At 64.1% G+C, this 15,671-nt stretch carries 17 protein-coding genes; 13 read left to right on the top strand and 4 right to left on the bottom strand.

What is annotated here, in order from left to right; translation table 11 throughout:
- The first annotated feature begins 6 nt into the window (after positions 1-6).
- The 9 genes from spt to AC3WJR_RS03040 all read left to right on the top strand — a co-directional run bounded on the left by spt (position 7) and on the right by AC3WJR_RS03040 (position 9,776).
- Positions 7-1,266 carry a serine palmitoyltransferase gene (spt, locus tag AC3WJR_RS03080; RefSeq protein WP_354279863.1) on the top strand — a complete coding sequence of 420 codons (1,260 nt, stop codon included), beginning with the start codon at positions 7-9 and terminating at the stop codon, positions 1,264-1,266.
- Between the two features lie 56 nt (positions 1,267-1,322).
- Positions 1,323-3,275 (top strand): ATP-binding protein, encoded by a 1,953-nt coding sequence (locus tag AC3WJR_RS03075; RefSeq protein WP_492722178.1) that lies wholly within the window; start codon positions 1,323-1,325, stop codon positions 3,273-3,275.
- A gap of 171 nt (positions 3,276-3,446) precedes the next feature.
- Positions 3,447-4,619 carry an LptF/LptG family permease gene (locus AC3WJR_RS03070; RefSeq protein ID WP_492722176.1) on the top strand — a complete coding sequence of 391 codons (1,173 nt, stop codon included), beginning with the start codon at positions 3,447-3,449 and terminating at the stop codon, positions 4,617-4,619.
- Positions 4,616-5,710 (top strand): LPS export ABC transporter permease LptG, encoded by a 1,095-nt coding sequence (lptG, locus tag AC3WJR_RS03065; protein WP_492722174.1) that lies wholly within the window; start codon positions 4,616-4,618, stop codon positions 5,708-5,710. The genes AC3WJR_RS03070 and lptG overlap by 4 nt, the downstream gene beginning before the upstream one ends.
- A gap of 102 nt (positions 5,711-5,812) precedes the next feature.
- A complete protein-coding gene (gene cobA, locus AC3WJR_RS03060) occupies positions 5,813-6,613 on the top strand; it encodes a uroporphyrinogen-III C-methyltransferase (RefSeq protein WP_492722171.1) in 801 nt (266 codons plus the stop codon).
- A complete protein-coding gene (locus AC3WJR_RS03055) occupies positions 6,610-6,906 on the top strand; it encodes a DUF2849 domain-containing protein (RefSeq protein ID WP_492722168.1) in 297 nt (98 codons plus the stop codon). Before cobA ends, AC3WJR_RS03055 begins: the two co-directional genes overlap by 4 nt.
- Before the next feature lie 90 nt (positions 6,907-6,996).
- Positions 6,997-8,628: a nitrite/sulfite reductase gene (locus AC3WJR_RS03050; protein ID WP_492724133.1), complete on the top strand. Its 1,632-nt coding sequence runs from the start codon at positions 6,997-6,999 to the stop codon at positions 8,626-8,628.
- Positions 8,621-9,028 carry a DUF934 domain-containing protein gene (locus AC3WJR_RS03045; protein WP_354279852.1) on the top strand — a complete coding sequence of 136 codons (408 nt, stop codon included), beginning with the start codon at positions 8,621-8,623 and terminating at the stop codon, positions 9,026-9,028. Before AC3WJR_RS03050 ends, AC3WJR_RS03045 begins: the two co-directional genes overlap by 8 nt.
- A complete protein-coding gene (locus tag AC3WJR_RS03040) occupies positions 9,021-9,776 on the top strand; it encodes a phosphoadenylyl-sulfate reductase (protein ID WP_354279850.1) in 756 nt (251 codons plus the stop codon). Before AC3WJR_RS03045 ends, AC3WJR_RS03040 begins: the two co-directional genes overlap by 8 nt.
- A gap of 179 nt (positions 9,777-9,955) precedes the next feature.
- Here the strand turns inward: AC3WJR_RS03040 and AC3WJR_RS03035 are convergent, their stop codons facing one another.
- Positions 9,956-11,446, bottom strand: a complete 1,491-nt coding sequence (locus tag AC3WJR_RS03035; RefSeq protein WP_354279848.1) for a replicative DNA helicase — start codon at positions 11,444-11,446, stop codon at positions 9,956-9,958.
- A 332-nt stretch (positions 11,447-11,778) separates the two neighbouring features.
- Between AC3WJR_RS03035 and AC3WJR_RS03030 the strand changes: the two genes are divergently transcribed.
- The 4 genes from AC3WJR_RS03030 to dcd are packed head-to-tail and all read left to right on the top strand — an operon-like array spanning position 11,779 to position 14,057.
- Entirely contained in the window at positions 11,779-12,261 is a 483-nt protein-coding gene (locus AC3WJR_RS03030) for a UPF0262 family protein (RefSeq protein ID WP_354279846.1), read from the top strand.
- Positions 12,262-12,277: 16 nt separating this feature from the next.
- The gene (locus AC3WJR_RS03025; RefSeq protein ID WP_492722164.1) at positions 12,278-12,967 is read left to right on the top strand and encodes a glycoside hydrolase family 25 protein; all 690 of its coding nucleotides are present in this window, start codon (positions 12,278-12,280) and stop codon (positions 12,965-12,967) included.
- Positions 12,968-12,978: 11 nt separating this feature from the next.
- Positions 12,979-13,443, top strand: coding sequence for a cytidine deaminase (locus tag AC3WJR_RS03020; protein WP_492722162.1), 465 nt, complete (start codon positions 12,979-12,981; stop codon positions 13,441-13,443).
- Between the two features lie 59 nt (positions 13,444-13,502).
- Positions 13,503-14,057 (top strand): dCTP deaminase, encoded by a 555-nt coding sequence (gene dcd / locus AC3WJR_RS03015; RefSeq protein WP_010162822.1) that lies wholly within the window; start codon positions 13,503-13,505, stop codon positions 14,055-14,057.
- A 135-nt stretch (positions 14,058-14,192) separates the two neighbouring features.
- On the opposite strand, the gene AC3WJR_RS03010 is transcribed toward dcd, so the two are convergent.
- The 3 genes from AC3WJR_RS03010 to AC3WJR_RS03000 form a co-directional block, all read right to left on the bottom strand.
- Positions 14,193-14,549, bottom strand: a complete 357-nt coding sequence (locus AC3WJR_RS03010) for a tetratricopeptide repeat protein (RefSeq protein WP_492722160.1) — start codon at positions 14,547-14,549, stop codon at positions 14,193-14,195.
- A gap of 170 nt (positions 14,550-14,719) precedes the next feature.
- Complete coding sequence (locus AC3WJR_RS03005) at positions 14,720-15,148, bottom strand: ExbD/TolR family protein (RefSeq protein ID WP_354279838.1); 429 nt, start codon at positions 15,146-15,148, stop codon at positions 14,720-14,722.
- Positions 15,149-15,177: 29 nt separating this feature from the next.
- Positions 15,178-15,657, bottom strand: a complete 480-nt coding sequence (locus AC3WJR_RS03000) for an ExbD/TolR family protein (protein ID WP_354279837.1) — start codon at positions 15,655-15,657, stop codon at positions 15,178-15,180.
- Between the last annotated feature and the right edge of the window lie 14 nt (positions 15,658-15,671).

Below are 15,671 nucleotides of genomic sequence, written 5' to 3'. Positions count from 1 at the left end.
TTCACGATGACCGAAGCTGCTGCCACCGCCCACGCGCTCGCCGAGCCCGAGACCGTCGCACCTGAGCGCGATCTGATGAGCAAGTTCGACGGTTTGATCGCCGAACGTCAAGCGCTCAAGGATACCGGCGTGCGCGACCCGTTCGCGATCGTGATGGACGAAGTCAAATCCCCGACCGAAGCGGTGATCAAGGGTCGCGACACGATCCTGCTCGGCACGTACAATTACATGGGGATGACCTTCGACCCCGACGTGCTCGCGGCGGGCAAGGAAGCGCTCGACAAGTTCGGGTCGGGCACCAACGGCAGCCGGATGCTCAACGGCACCTTCCACGATCATATGGAAGTCGAGCAGGCGCTCCGCGATTTCTACGGCGTCAGCGGCGCGATCGTTTTCTCGACCGGCTATATGGCGAACCTCGGGATGATCTCGACGCTGGTCGGCAAGGGCGAGTACATCATCCTCGACGCGGACAGCCATGCGTCGATCTACGACGGCTGCAAGCAGGGCAATGCCGAGATCGTCCGCTTCCGCCACAATGACGTCGCGGATCTCGACAAGCGGCTCGGCCGCCTGCCCAAGGAAGCGGGCAAGCTGGTGATTCTCGAGGGCGTCTATTCGATGCTCGGCGACATCGCCCCGCTCAAGGAAATGGTCGCGATCGCCAAGAAGCACGGCGCGATGGTCCTGTCGGACGAAGCGCATTCGATGGGCTTCTTCGGCCCGAACGGGCGCGGCGTGTACGAGGACCAGGGCTGCGAGGCGGACGTCGATTTCATCATCGGCACCTTCTCCAAGTCGGTCGGCACGGTCGGCGGGTTCTGCGTGTCGAATCACCCCAAGTTCGAGGCGATTCGCATGGCGTGCCGCCCGTACATCTTCACCGCCTCGCTCCCCCCGTCGGTCGTCGCCACCGCGGCGACGTCGATCCGCAAGCTGATGCATGCGCACGACAAGCGCCGCCAGCTGTGGGAAAACGCGCGTGCGCTGCATGGCGGGCTGAAGGCGTTGGGGTTCCACCTCGGCACCGAAACGCCACAGTCGGCGATCCTCGCGATCATCCTGGAAGACCAGACCCAGGCGGTCGCGATGTGGCAGTCGCTGCTCGAGGGCGGGCTGTACGTCAACATGGCGCGCCCCCCCGCGACTCCGGCGGGCACATATCTGCTGCGTTGCTCGCTGTGTGCCGAGCATACGCCTGCGCAAATTGCCACCGTCCTGAAGATGTTCGAGGCAGCAGGACGCGCGACCGGGGCCATTGCCTGATCGTTACGGGCGCGACGCCCCTATCAACCGGTCATTCCATTCGCTAAGCTGATGGAATGATCGGGGACTTCGGCGAAACCGAGGAGGGCACGACGTCAGGCACGACGTGGCGTTCCTTTACGCTGGTCGTGATGGCCGTGCTGGGCGTGCTCGTTCTCGTCGCGCTTGGCCTCACGCTGCGGGACGCGGATCGGCAGCGCGATCGCGCGCTGACGCTCCAGAAGCACAGCTACGACGTGATGATCCTCACGGCGAACCTCGCCGGCACGCTCGCCCGGGCCGAGGCGTCGCTTGGCCGTTATGTCATCAGCCTCGACGATCATGTAGGCCGGGCCTATTCCGCCGACTGGCAATTGGCATCGCAGCAGATCAGCCGTCTCAAGCGGATCACGCACGACAACCCCCGCCAGCAGGTTGCGATCGAGGCATTGCGCAACGCCTTCAGGGTGCGCAGCACCGAGCTCGACGCCATCGCGCTCAACACGTTCTACAAACGCAATACCCAGGCGCTGGGGCTTTACTACAAGGTGCGGCAGACGCCCGCGCGCGACGCGATCGACCGGTTGCTGACCTTGATCGGCGACCAGGAACGCACCGTGCTCGAACAGCGCGGCGGTGCGGCGCTCAAATCGGTTGCGCGGTCCAGCAAGATTGCGAGCGCGCTCGGGGTGTTCGGCGTCCTGATCCTGCTCGGTGCGCTGGCGATGGGCTGGCTGACAGTCGCCGCGCTCGGCCAGAGCGCCGCGGCCCGCGCCGAAGCCGAATCGGAGCGCGACCGCGCGATCGAACTGGAAGCCGCGGTCGCCAAGGCTTCGGCCGAATTGCTCGCGCAGGAAGCGAAACTGCGACAGGTCCAGAAGCTCGAAGCCGTCGGTCAATTGACGGGCGGGATCGCCCACGACTTCAACAACATGCTCGCGGTCGTCATCGGCGGGCTGGAACTTGCCCGGCGGCATGTCGAAGACGATCCCGCCGCCGCCCAGCGCCACATCGCCAGCGCAGCCGAAGGCGCAGACCGTGCGGCGGCACTGACTCGCCGCCTGCTCGCCTTCTCCCGCGAAGAATCGCTCCGGTCCGAAACGCTCGACCCCGCAGTGTTGATCGGCGGCATGTCCGATCTGCTTGACCGGACGCTGGGCGACGGGGTGGTGGTGTCGGTCCGCGCTGACGCCGCGCGCGGTTGGATGGTCCGGTCCGATCGCCTCCAGTTCGAGAATGCGGTGCTCAACCTCGCCGTCAACGCGCGTGACGCGATGGACGGGCGTGGCGGCCTCTCCATCGCAGTGACCCATGTGACATTGCTCCAGGGAGAGATCGGAACGTGCCGCACCGGCGAATATATCGCGCTCGCGGTGTCGGACTCAGGGTGCGGCATGTCCCCCGAGCTTACGGAACGCGTGTTCGAGCCGTTCTTCACCACCAAGCCGTCGGGCAAGGGAACCGGACTCGGGCTCAGCCAGGTGTTCGCCTTCGTGCGACAGGCGGACGGCGAGGTCCTGCTCGAATCGGTCGTCGGCAAGGGAACGACGGTCACGCTGTACCTGCCCCGTCACATCGCGGAGGACGACACCAGCAACGCGCCCGCGCCGGTCGTCGCAATCGAGGACGAACGCTCAGGCCTCGACATCTTCGTGGTGGAGGATGACCCGCGCGTGCTCAACGCCACGATGGGCGCGCTCGAGGAACTCGGGCACCGTGCGATCGCGTGCGACGACCCGATTGCGGCACCCGGGGTGCTTGCCGGCCTTGGCAGCATCGACCTGATCATTTCGGACGTGCTGATGCCGGGCCGCACCGGCCCCGAACTGATCGCCACCGTCGCGCCGCAGCGTCCGAACATGGCGGTGCTGTTCGTGACCGGATACGCCGGAGACGCCGGCGGCGAGGCGGAATTCGGCGGGCGGCACGTTTTGCGCAAACCGTTCACGCTCGCGGGGCTGGCGCAGGCGATCGACGCCGCGGTGCAGGATCGCCCGTCGCATTCCCCCCACAGCATCGCCGCGGAATGATCCCCGAGCCGCCAGAAACGGTGCTGCCCGCCGAAACGACCGGCATGAGGGATTGAGCGCAAAGCTTTGGGTAGCTCAGCCGCGAACGTCGCGATATAGCCGGGGCCACGCCCGGCATCCGCTCGGGCCAGAGGCGTCCTTCCGGCCAACATGAAGTCCATCGACCGCTACATGGCCCGGCTTATCGCGGTGCCGCTGTTCTCGACGCTGATCATCTCCGCGATGCTGCTGGTGCTCGACCGGATGCTGCGCCTGTTCGACTTCGTCGCAACCGAAGGCGGACCGGTCAGCGTGGTGTGGCGGATGCTCGCCAACCTGCTCCCCGAATATCTCGGCCTCGGCATCCCGATCGGCCTGATGCTCGGCATCCTGCTCGCCTTCCGCAAGCTCGCGACCTCGTCCGAACTGGACGTCATGCGCGCGGTCGGCATGAGCTATCCGCGGCTGCTGCGGGTGCCGTATATGTATGCAATCGCGCTTGGCGCGATCAATCTGGCGATCGTCGGCTTCGTCCAGCCCGATGCGCGCTATGCGTATGAAAAGTTGCGCTACGAATTGCGCACCGGCGCGCTGGGCGCATCGATCAAGGTCGGCGAGTTTACCCACTTCGGCAGCGACATGACGCTGCGGATCGAGGAAAGCCACGAATCGGGGCGTCGCCTGTCGGGCATCTTCCTGCGCCGTGACGACAAGAAGGGCGGATCGATCGCGATCACCGCCGCGGGCGGGCAGTTCTTCGCGACCGACAATCCCGACGAGATTATCTTCCGGCTCGATCAGGGCACGCTGGTCCGCACCGAGGCCAAGGTGCCGACCCCGCGCGTGCTGCGCTTCACGGTGTTCGACCTGCCGATCCCGCTACCCAAGACCGAGAACTTCCGCGTCCGCGGCGCCGAGAACCTCGAGCGCACCCTGCCCGAGCTTGCCCGCATCGGTCAGGATCGCGATGCGCCCAGCCAGCTCCGCAATACCAGCCGCGCCGCCTTTCACTTCCGCACCGCCGAAGTGCTGACGATCCTGCTGCTTCCGTTGCTCGCGATTTCGCTCGGCGTCCCGCCCAAACGCTCGACCTCGGCGCTGGGGGTGTTCCTGTCGATCATCATGATCGTCGCCTATCACAAGGTGAACGAATACGCTCAGGCGGTCGGCGGGCTCGGCAAGATCGACCCGCTGGTCGCGATCTGGGTGCCGTTCGTGGTGTTCGCGGGCCTGACGCTCTGGATGTTCTACACCGTCGCCTTCGTCCCGGGCGGACAACCGATCGGCGCGCTCGAACGCGTGTTCGCCAAGCTCGGCAAGGCGATCCTCAAGCTCATTCCCGGCCGCCGGGAGAAGACGGCATGATCCTCGATCTCTTCCCGTCGCGCACTGTCGCGATCTACATGGGCCGGATGTTCCTGATCCGCACCTTCGCGGTGCTCGCGATGCTCGTGCTGATCCTTCAGGCGCTCGACCTGCTTACCGAATCGGGCCACATCCTCGCGCAACCGGGGAATGGCCAGTCGCAGATCTGGACGTATCTGACGCTGCGCATCCCGGAGATCGTCGCGCAGTTCCTGCCCTTCTCAGTCCTGCTCGGCACGATCATCACGCTGTCGACGCTCAACCAGAACAGCGAAGTCATCGCACTCAAGGCGTCGGGCCTGTCGGCGCATCAGGTGCTGGCCCCGTTGCTGATCACCAGCCTGGGTGTCGCGATCATCTCGTTCACCTTCAACGACCGCGTCGTCAGCCGCGCGACCGCGACGCTCGATTCATGGCAGAAGGTGTCCTACGGGCCAATGCCGGTGGACCGGGGCGACCGAACCAACGTGTGGGTTCGCGACGGCGACGATCTGATCGAGGTCGAGCGCGTCAGCGGCATCGGCAATCAGGCGCGCCTGACCAACGTCACGCTGTTCGATCGCACCAACGGGTCGCTCGTCGCGGTTGTCACCGGCGGGACCGGGGTGCGCGAAGGCAACGGATGGCGGCTGACCCCCGCTGCGCGCTTCGACGTCGTGACGGGCAAGAAACAGGCGCTTGCGACGACCACGATCGGCGATGGTGTCCGTCCGGACCAGTTCACCCTGTCGACGATCGACGCGGGGGGCCTGTCGTTCGGGGCATTGCGCTCCGCGATCGCGGACCTGCGCGCCGGGGGACGGCCGACCAAGGCGCTGGAGGGCGCGATGTGGCACAAGCTGTCCGCGCCGCTGTCGTCGATCCTGATGCCGTTGCTCGGCGCTGTCGCCGCCTTCGGTCTTGCGCGATCGGGCAAGCTGTTCGTCCGCGCGGTGATCGGGATGATGCTGGGCTTCCTCTACTTCGTCGCGGACAATTTCGCGCTCGCGATGGGGAATATCGGTGCCTACCCGCCGTTCCTTGCAGCATGGGCACCGTTCCTGCTGTTCTTCATGATCGGCGAAGCGGTTCTGATCCGTACCGAGGAATAACGCGGCCGCAGTTCCGGGGAGGCAGTCGTGCGAAAGATTGCCTACCCCCCGACAAAGCATCCTTGAATTGCCGTGGCGCTTGGTCCAGCCCATCTGACAGCGATGGCAAGACTTCTTGATCCTACCGCCCGCGGGCGCGTTATTCTCGTCGGTGCCGGGCCGGGCGACCCCGGACTGCTCACCGTGCGCGCGGTCGAGGCGCTCAAGCAAGCGGACGTCGTCGTCCATGACGGGCTGATCGACCCCCGCGTGCTCGACATCGCACCGCTGCAAGCACAGCGCATTTCGGTCGCCAAGAAGCGCGCACGCCACACGTTGCCGCAGGAAGCGATCAACGCGCTGCTGGTCGAGCACGGAAAGGCCGGCAGCGTCGTCGTGCGACTGAAAGGCGGCGACCCGTTCATTTTCGGGCGCGGCGGCGAAGAGGTCGAGGCCGTGCGTGCCGCCGGATTGCTGGTCGAGGTCATCCCCGGCGTGTCAGCGGCGCTCGGTTGCTCCGCGCAAGTGATGCTGCCCCTCACCCATCGTGATTATTCCAGCGCGGTCAGCTTCGTCGCAGGCCAGTGCAAGGGGCTTGCCGAGCAGGATTGGTCGGGGCTGGCCGGCAAGGGCCGTACGCTCGTCATCTATATGGGCGTCGCAACCGCGCCCGACATCGCGGACAAGCTGATGTCTGACGGCGTCGCACCCGAGATGCCGGTTGCCGTGCTCGAGCGTGGAACGCTGGAGGGCCACCGCGCCATCCGCACCCTGCTCGCCGACCTCGGCGCGATGGTCGAGCGTGAGGCGGTTGCATCGCCCGCGATCATCATCGTCGGTGAAGTCGTCGAACTGTCCGACGCGGAAGACAAATTGGGTTCCTGGGCACGAATCGCCGGGACATTGGCGGAGACTGCTGCGTGAAATTGCTGACCGGGAATGACTTGCCGACGGGTGATGTGATCTGGTGGACCGGCAGCGGCTGGTCGCGCCATGTCGAGGACGCTGGTGACGTCGCCGACCAGGGCGAGAGCATCGCGCGTGTCGAGGAAGGCGCACGGCATGTGACCGGCCCCTATGTGATCGACGCGACGATGACCGCCGAGGGCCCCCGCCCCGCGCACATAAAGGACCGCGTCCGTGCGCTGGGTCCAACGGTGCGGCCCGACCTGACCCTGAAGCCTGCCGACCCGACCGCCGGAAGCTGGGTGATATGATTTTCGGTCTCGCAAACCGATCGTCTCTCCTCTTCGCGGCTTCGCGCCTTTGCGTGAAAACCCCTTCTGCGATCCTGCCCGGAATTGCCCATGTATAAATATGACCAGTACGACCAGTCGATCGTCGACGCCCGCGTCGAGGAGTTCCGCGATCAGGTGAAGCGCCGCCTCGCGGGGCAGATCACCGAGGATCAGTTCAAGCCGCTGCGGTTGATGAACGGTCTGTATCTGCAACTTCATGCTTATATGCTGCGCGTAGCGGTGCCATATGGTACTCTCGACGGGCGGCAAATGCGTATACTCGGGCACATTGCGCGTAAATATGACCGTGGCTACGGCCATTTCACGACGCGCCAGAACATCCAGTACAACTGGATCAAGCTGTCCGAAGCGCCCGATATCCTTGCCGAACTGGCGACGGTCGAGATGCACGCGATCCAGACCAGCGGCAATTGCATCCGCAACATCTCGTCCGACCAGTTCGCCGGAGCCGCCGCGGACGAGGTCGCCGATCCGCGCGTGTGGGCCGAGCTGCTCCGCCAGTGGAGCACCTTCCACCCCGAATTCAGCTACTTGCCGCGCAAGTTCAAGATCGCGGTGATCGCCGCGGACGAGGACCGCGCAGCGATGCGGCTTCACGACATCGGCATCCAGCTGATCGAGCGTGACGGTGTGCTCGGCGGGCGGATCTTCGTCGGTGGCGGCATGGGCCGCACCCCGATGATCGCGCCCGAAATCAAGGACTTCGTCACGGCGGACGACTTGCTCAGCTATGTCGAGGCGTGTCTGCGCGTCTACAATCGCTACAGTCGCCGCGACAATATCTACAAGGCGCGGATCAAGATCCTGATCCACGAACTCGGCGCTGATGAGTATCGCCGTCAGGTCGAGGAGGAGTTCGTCGCGGTCAAGGCGCTCGGGCTCGATCCGCCCAAGGCCGAATTCGACCGCATTACCAAGATGTTCGCGCCCCCCGCCTTCGCCGCGGTGGGTCCGCAGGCCGACACCGCGCCCAACCCGGCGTTCGACGCCTGGCGCGCGCAGAACACCGTCGCGCACAAGCAGCCCGGCTATGCGATCGTCACGATCAGCCTGAAGCCCACCGGCGGCATCCCCGGCGATGCCACGGCCGACCAGATCGACGTCATGGCTGACCTGGCAGAACGGTTCAGTTTCAATGAGTTGCGCGTGACCCATGCGCAGAATATCGTCCTGCCGCACGTTGCTGTAAGCGACCTTCACGACGTTTGGAGTGCGCTCGACGCGGCCGGTCTGGCGCCTGCCAACGTCGATCTGATCAGCGACATCATCGCCTGCCCCGGCCTCGATTACTGCAGCCTTGCCAACGCCCGCTCGATCCCGGTCGCGCAGAAGATCGCCACGCGCTTCGCCGACCCCGAGCGCCAGCGCGACCTCGGCGAGCTGAAGCTCAAGATCAGCGGCTGCATCAATGCCTGCGGCCACCACCATGCGGGCCACATCGGCATCCTCGGCGTCGACAAGAAGGGCACCGAGAATTACCAGCTTCTCCTCGGCGGCTCGGGCGCGGAAGACACGAGCCTCGCGCGGATCACCGGCCCCGGCTTCAGCGAGGACGGCATCGTCGACGCGGTCGAGACCGTGACCAACGTCTATCTCGACAAGCGGGAAGCGGGCGAACGCTTCCTCGATACCTACCGCCGGCTCGGCATGGAACCGTTCAAGGAAGCGCTTTATGGTTGATGCTACCCACGACGAGCCAGCCGTCACGCTCGACGCTTTCCTCGACACGCAGACGAACGCCACCGCGGTCCGCCTCGAAGCGGGGGAAGACGCACGTGCGCTGCTCCCGCATCTCGACCGGATCGCGCTGGTAGAGGTCAGCTTCCCGAGTTTCCGCGATGGGCGAGGCTATTCGGCAGCGCGGATTCTGCGCGAAGCGGGCTACACCGGCGAACTCCGCGCGCAGGGCGATGTGCTGGTCGATCAGGTCCTCTTCATGAAGCGGTGCGGTTTCGACAGCTTCGCGCCCGAAGCAGAGATCGATCCGGCAACGTTGGAAGCAGCGCTGACTCGCTACGATCACGTCTATCAGAAGGCCGCCGACGGCCAGGTTCCGGTGTGGAAACTACGGCATGGCTAGCAGCGCGCGCAAACTCGACCTGATCGACGTCGCGCCCTTCACGCCTGCCGACGCAGCGGCGCTGGAGGCGCGCTATGCTGGCGTCGGCACGGGCGACCTACTCGGCGAGTTGCTGACGGGCGAATTACGCGGCCGTGTTGCCGCAGTCTCCTCATTCGGGGCAGAAAGCGCGGTGCTGCTCCACCTGATCGCGCAGGTCGATCGCGACATTCCGGTGATCTTCCTCAACACACAGAAGATCTTTGGCGAGACGCTGGCGTATCGTGACCAGCTGTCGGAGATGCTCGGGTTCACCGACCTGCGCGTCTTCCGTCCCGATCCGCGGTTGCTCGCTGCCAAGGACGCGACGGGGCTTCGCTGGAATTACGATCCCGACGGATGCTGCGACCTGCGCAAGGTCGAACCGTTGCGGCGTGCGCTCGCACCGTTCGATTCTTGGATCTCGGGGCGTAAGGGCTTTCAGGCGGGCACGCGGATCGCAATGCCCCGGTTCGAGGAAGACGAGGGGCGGTTGAAGATCAACCCGCTTGCAGACTGGGACAAGACCCGACTGGAAGCGTATTTCGCCGACCATAAACTGCCGCGCCATCCGCTGGAGGCGCAGGGCTATCCGTCGATCGGCTGCGCGCCGTGCACGTCCAAGGTGCAACCCGGCGAAGATCCGCGTGCGGGGCGCTGGCGCGGGTGGGACAAGGTCGAATGCGGGATCCATGTTCCGGAGGCGCCGGGTGAGGAACCGGTGTTCTGAACGTCTGCCCCTTGTCATATTAGCGCTTCCCCAATTTGCCCTTTCTCGGCGGAGGGCGGGGCCCAGAAGTCACCGTGCTGAAGCAGTCGCTGCGCTAACCAACAACAACCTCCGCTACTGGGCCCCGGCCTTCGCCGGGGAAGCGGCAGCGGCAAGGGAACGCTGCGACAGCCCGCTTCTCAATACCCCACGTAATCGCTGAACCGCGTAACGCTCGGCTCGAACTTCAGGATCACCTTGCCGGTTGCGCCGTGGCGCTGCTTGGCAACGATCAACTCGGCTAGGCCGAACACCCGCTCCATCTCAAGCGCCCATTGCGCGTGATCCTCGAACACCTTCGGATTGTCCCCCTCGACCGGGCGCTTCGGCTCGCGAGACGCCACGTAATAATCCTCGCGGAACACGAAGAAGACGATGTCTGCGTCCTGCTCAATCGATCCCGATTCGCGCAGATCCGACAGCATCGGGCGCTTGTCCTCGCGGCTTTCGACCGCGCGGCTGAGCTGCGACAGCGCCATCACCGGCACGTTCATGTCTTTCGCAAGCGTCTTCAACCCACGCGAAATCTCGGAAATCTCCTGCACGCGGTTGCCCTCGGAGCTTTTGCCCGACCCGGTCAGCAACTGGAGATAGTCGACGACCACCAGCCCGATCTCGTTGTTATGCCGTCGTTGCAACCGCCGCATTCGCGTGTGCAAGGCACCGATCGTCAGGCCCGCGGTGTCATCGATGAACAGCGGGAGATTCTCGAGGTCCGCGGCGGCGGCGGCAAGCTGATTAAACTCGTTGCGGCTGATCTTGCCCATGCGCAGCGCTTCCGAGCTGATCCGCGCCTGCTCGGACAGAATACGCGTCGCAAGCTGGTCGGCGGACATTTCGAGGCTAAAGAACGCGACCTTCGCGCCGACGGAATCGGCGGGCTTAATGCCGTCCTGCATGTCGCGCATCCAGCGCGCCGCCGCGTTGAACGCGATGTTGGTCGCAAGCGAGGTCTTGCCCATGCCCGGACGTCCGGCGAGGATCATCAGATCGCTGTGATGCATGCCACCGATCTTGGCGTTGACACTGTCGAGCCCGGTGGTGATCCCCGACAGGCCACCCCCGCTGTTGAGCGCCTTCTCAGCATTGCGCACCGCAAGCGTCGTCGCCTGCGCGAACGACTTGATCGCGCTCTCGCTGCCACCATCGGCCGCGACCTTGAACAGTTCCTCCTCTGCGGCCTCGATCTGTGCGCGTGGATTCACCTCCTCGGACGTGTCCATCGCGCGGTCGACCAGCCCGCGCCCCACCGTCACCAGCGTCCGCAGCATCGCCAGATCATAGATCTGCTGGGCGAACTGGCGCGCGCCGATCAGGCCCGCACCGCTACCCGTCAGCTGCGCGAGATACGCCGGGCCGCCCAGTTCGCGCATCCCCGCATCCTGTTCGAACATCGGGCGCAGCGTAACCGGGGTCACCAGCATGTCGTTACCGCGCAGCATCTTGATCGCGCTGAAAATGCGCCCGTGGAGCGGTTCGAAGAAATGCTCGGGTTGCAGCTTGTCGACGAGATCGTCGGCAAGCCGGTTGTCGATCATCATCGCCCCCAGCATCGCCGCTTCCGCCTCGACGTTCTGCGGCAAGGAAACGGCTTCGGGGACGACGGGCGGAGGAGCAAATGCGGTGGCCATGCGCGCGGTCTGGACCTGTCGAGCCGACCGCTCAAGCGTGTTGCGATCTACCGCTCGTCGCACCTGTGGATAAGTATGCGGATAACTCCGGTATTGCCTGTAGGTGAGGTGCGGAAAAGCTGTTGGTATCGCCGGGATAACTCCGGCAATTCGTGGGATATGTCTGTGGACAAGCATGTGCGTATCCCGCGAACAAGTTCGGCAAGAGATGTTGGTATCATTGTGGATAGAACCGGCAAACCGCATTGCCGCCGGACAGTTTGCGCAACGCCCCGCATATGCACGACGGGAATGCGTTGATTCTCCCTGCCCTTCCCCTCTACGGCAGGCATATGGCCGATCCGCGCATCATTGCCGTCACGCTCGACGAGCGCACGATTCTGTGGCGTTCTGCGGATATCGAACAGGAGCGGCGGATTGCGATCTTCGACCTGATCGAAGGCAACCATTTCGCGCCTCAGCGCGAATATCCGGACAGCTATGCAGGGCCCTATCGAATCGCCTTGGCTGTCGAGGAAGGCCGCCTCGCGATCGCCATCCACCGCAATGACGAGACGTTGCTCGAAACCTATGTGCTGGGGATGGGCCGCTTCCGCCGACCGATCAGAGATTACTTCGCGATTTGCGACAGTTATTACCAGGCAATCCGCAATGCGACGCCTGCGCAGATCGAAACGGTGGACATGGCGCGCCGCGGCATCCACAACGAAGCCGCAGAGCTTCTCCGCGAACGGCTGGCCGGCAAGATCGAAATCGATTTCGACACCGCGCGACGCCTCTTCACGCTGATCTGCGTCCTCCACATCAAAGCATAAGAGCAGGGGTAAAGCGTTGACCGTTCGCCGTTTGGGCAGACTGGTCGCTGTATTCGCGAGCGTCGCCGTGGCGCTCGGGGTGGCAGCGATCGTGGCTTGGGTATTGTCGATGACATGGCGACCCGGGGCACCTTACACCTTTCAGGGGGTCGATGTGTCGGGCGTCGATGGGCCGGTCGACTGGTGGGCTGTGAAGCGCGACGGTGCGGACTTTGCTTACCTCCGCGCCACGGTCGGTGCCGATCGCCGCGATACGCGGTTCGAGGAAAATTGGAACGCCGTCGGCGAGACCGGGATGCGGCGCGGGGCGATGCATCGTTACTCCTTGTGCAAGCCAGCGACCGACCAAGCCAACAACTTCAACACCACCGTCCCACGCACCGAAGATTCGCTGCCGGCGGCGGTCGTGCTCGACTTCGCCGCGGACTGCACTACCCGTCCCTCGCCCGCGAAGGTTCGGGAGGACCTTCGCCGATATATGGAGATGGTCGAGGCGCATACCGGCAAGCCCGTGCTCATCAAGATCACCAGAGCGTTCGATACCGCTTATGCCGTAACCGCGGATCTTCCCCGGTCGGTATGGGCCGTGCAGAATTACCTCGCCCCGGATTATCCTTCGCGCACGTGGCGGATGTGGCAGGCGAATGATGCGCGGCATATCGAAGGGATCGACAAACCCGTGCATTGGGATGTCGTCCGACCATGAAAGAAGCTGCCATGACCGATTCGTCCACCGGAGCCACCCTCATCGCCGCAGCCCGCACGGCGGCGCGTAACGCGCATGCGCCATACTCGCGCTTCGCGGTTGGCGCGGCGGTATTGCTCGACGACGGGCGCATCGTCACCGCGGCCAATTTCGAGAATGCGAGCTACGGTCTGTCGCTTTGCGCAGAGACAGTCGCGCTTGCCACCGTCAACAGCGCGGGCGATCTGGCGCGCGTGGTCGCGATCGGCATCATCGGCGGGGCGATGGACGCGGACGGTCGCCCGACCGGCACCGCGCCGGTCGGCCCGTGCGGTCGCTGCCGTCAGGTCATCAACGAAGCTGCGCAAATCGGCGGTCGCGACGTGGTTGTCTGGTGCGGCCCGGCAGAAGGCGACCAGATCGAGCGCTATCCGCTATCGGAGCTTCTGCCGCATGCATTCGGCCCTGCGGACCTCGGGCTTGGCAAGCCGGTCTGATCGTTCTTGCCTGCCGCGGCCTATCGCGCGAAACGGGCAAACCTTTTTAGGAGCATTGCATGTCGATCATGTCCGACCGCTGGATTCGCGAGCAGGCGCTTGCGCATGGCATGATCGAGCCGTTCGTCGATGGGCAGAAGCGTGACGGGTGCATCAGCTACGGCCTGTCGTCCTACGGCTATGACGCCCGCGTGTCTGACGAGTTCAAGGTGTTCACCAACATCGACAGCGTCATCGTCGACCCGAAGGATTTCGCGTCGAACAGCTTTGTCGATCGGAAGACCGACTGCTGCATCATCCCGCCGAACAGCTTCGCACTGGCGCGGACGGTCGAGTATTTCCGCGTTCCGCGGGACGTGCTGGTCATTTGTTTGGGCAAGTCGACTTATGCCCGCTGCGGAATCATCGTCAACGTGACGCCGCTAGAGCCCGGCTGGGAAGGCCATGTCACGCTCGAATTCTCGAACACGACGCCATTGCCCGCGAAGATCTACGCCAACGAGGGCGCGTGTCAGTTTCTATTTCTCGAAGGGAACGAGCCGTGCGAGACGAGCTATGCCGACCGTGCGGGCAAATACATGGGGCAGCGCGGAGTCACGTTGCCGCGCCTGTGAGCGGTCTCGCTCGTAACGGGCCATAACCCTCCAGCTTCCCGCGACCAAAGCAGACGGCGCGAGCGCTTACCTGGGCCCAGGCCGCCGGCCCGTTAGCACGCCGACAGCCCCCCCCCATCATGCTCGCTAAAAGCCTTAGCGCGCGGTGATCTGATAGCCGTCGAGCCGTCGCAATGCGGCACCTGCCAGGGCATGGGAAGACTGTGGTCGCGCCGCGTTCGGCAGATCCATCAGGTCATCGGGGCGTGCAAGCACGGCGCTGTAGGTCGCACGCGCCTCGCTGGTGCGGCCCGTCAGGCTATAGATGCGCGCGAGATTGAGCAGGAGATCTGCATCCCCCGGAAACATCCGTTGCTGTTTGAGGATGACCTTTTCCGCACTGGCATAGTCGCCCTGCAGGATCTGCGTCGCGCCGTTATAGTCGTCCTGCGCGACCGCGGGTGCTGCCACGAACAAGCCTGCCGTCGCAGCCACAAGTTGCAAGGTTTTCACCACTCCACCTCCTCGCCCTTCCAATATCGGAAGGTTTCAATTTTGTGACACTAACGTGTCATATATGTGAAACGGCAGCAAGGCGGATTTTCGGATGGCGCCCGTTACGCATTGACGAAAAAAAGGCGGCCCCGAAGGACCGCCTTGAAACCTCAACTATATTCTAACGATTAGAATTCGTTGCGATATTGCTCGTTGCCGATGAAGCCGAGCTTGGAAACGTTCGACCGCTTGATGATCGCAAGGACCTGATCGACCTTTTCGTAGCGCGCAGCCGGATCGGGCTGGAAGTGAAGTTCCGGCTCCGGGTTCAGCTGAGTCGTCTGCGTCAGATACTGCTGCAGGGTCGCCGCGTCGGTCGGTGCGCCGTTCCACAGAACCACGCCGTCTGGCGTGATGACGATCTTGTTCTTCTGCGGATCGACTGCCGGCTTGACCTGGTTCGGGTCGTTGATCGGCAGATCGACCTTAACCGCGTGGGTCTGGATCGGGATCGTGATGATGAACATGATGAGGAGCACGAGCATGACGTCGATCAACGGCGTCGTGTTCATGTCCATCATGGGCTCGCCTTCGGCGCCGCCTACACTCATAGCCATGGGTATTACTCCTAGGTGCTAGCGCACGCTTACGATGACGGACCGCCGGTGGGGGGCGGCTCGGAAATGAAGCCGACCTTGGCGAAACCTGCCGACTGCATCGTGTAGATTGCACCACCAATGCACCGGTACGGCGTTTCCACGTCGCCGCGGATATGTGCCTCGGGGAGATCCTCGGTCGTCAGGTTAGCGGCGCCACCTGCCTTCTTGACGATTTCCTCGAGCTTGTCAGTCGCGCGCTTGAGCAGTTCTTCATGCGTCACGCGGGTCAGACCCCAGTAAACGGCGCAGGCGCCGCCGGGTTCGCGCGTGATCGAGAGCGAGACGTTCTCGGGCTTGGTCACGGTCGGGTCGTACTTAACGTCTGGCAGCTTCAGCTTGACGCTCTGCACAATCGCCGGAACCGTGATGAGGAAGATGATCAGCAACACCAACATGACGTCCACGAGCGGGGTCGTGTTGATGTCGGACATCGGGGCGTCTTCTGCACCACCAGTACTAATCGCCATGAAAGGCCATCCTA

This window comes from Sphingomonas sp. FW306-05-A, assembly GCF_058782275.1.
This window is presented reverse-complemented; position numbering and strand designations above follow the sequence as displayed.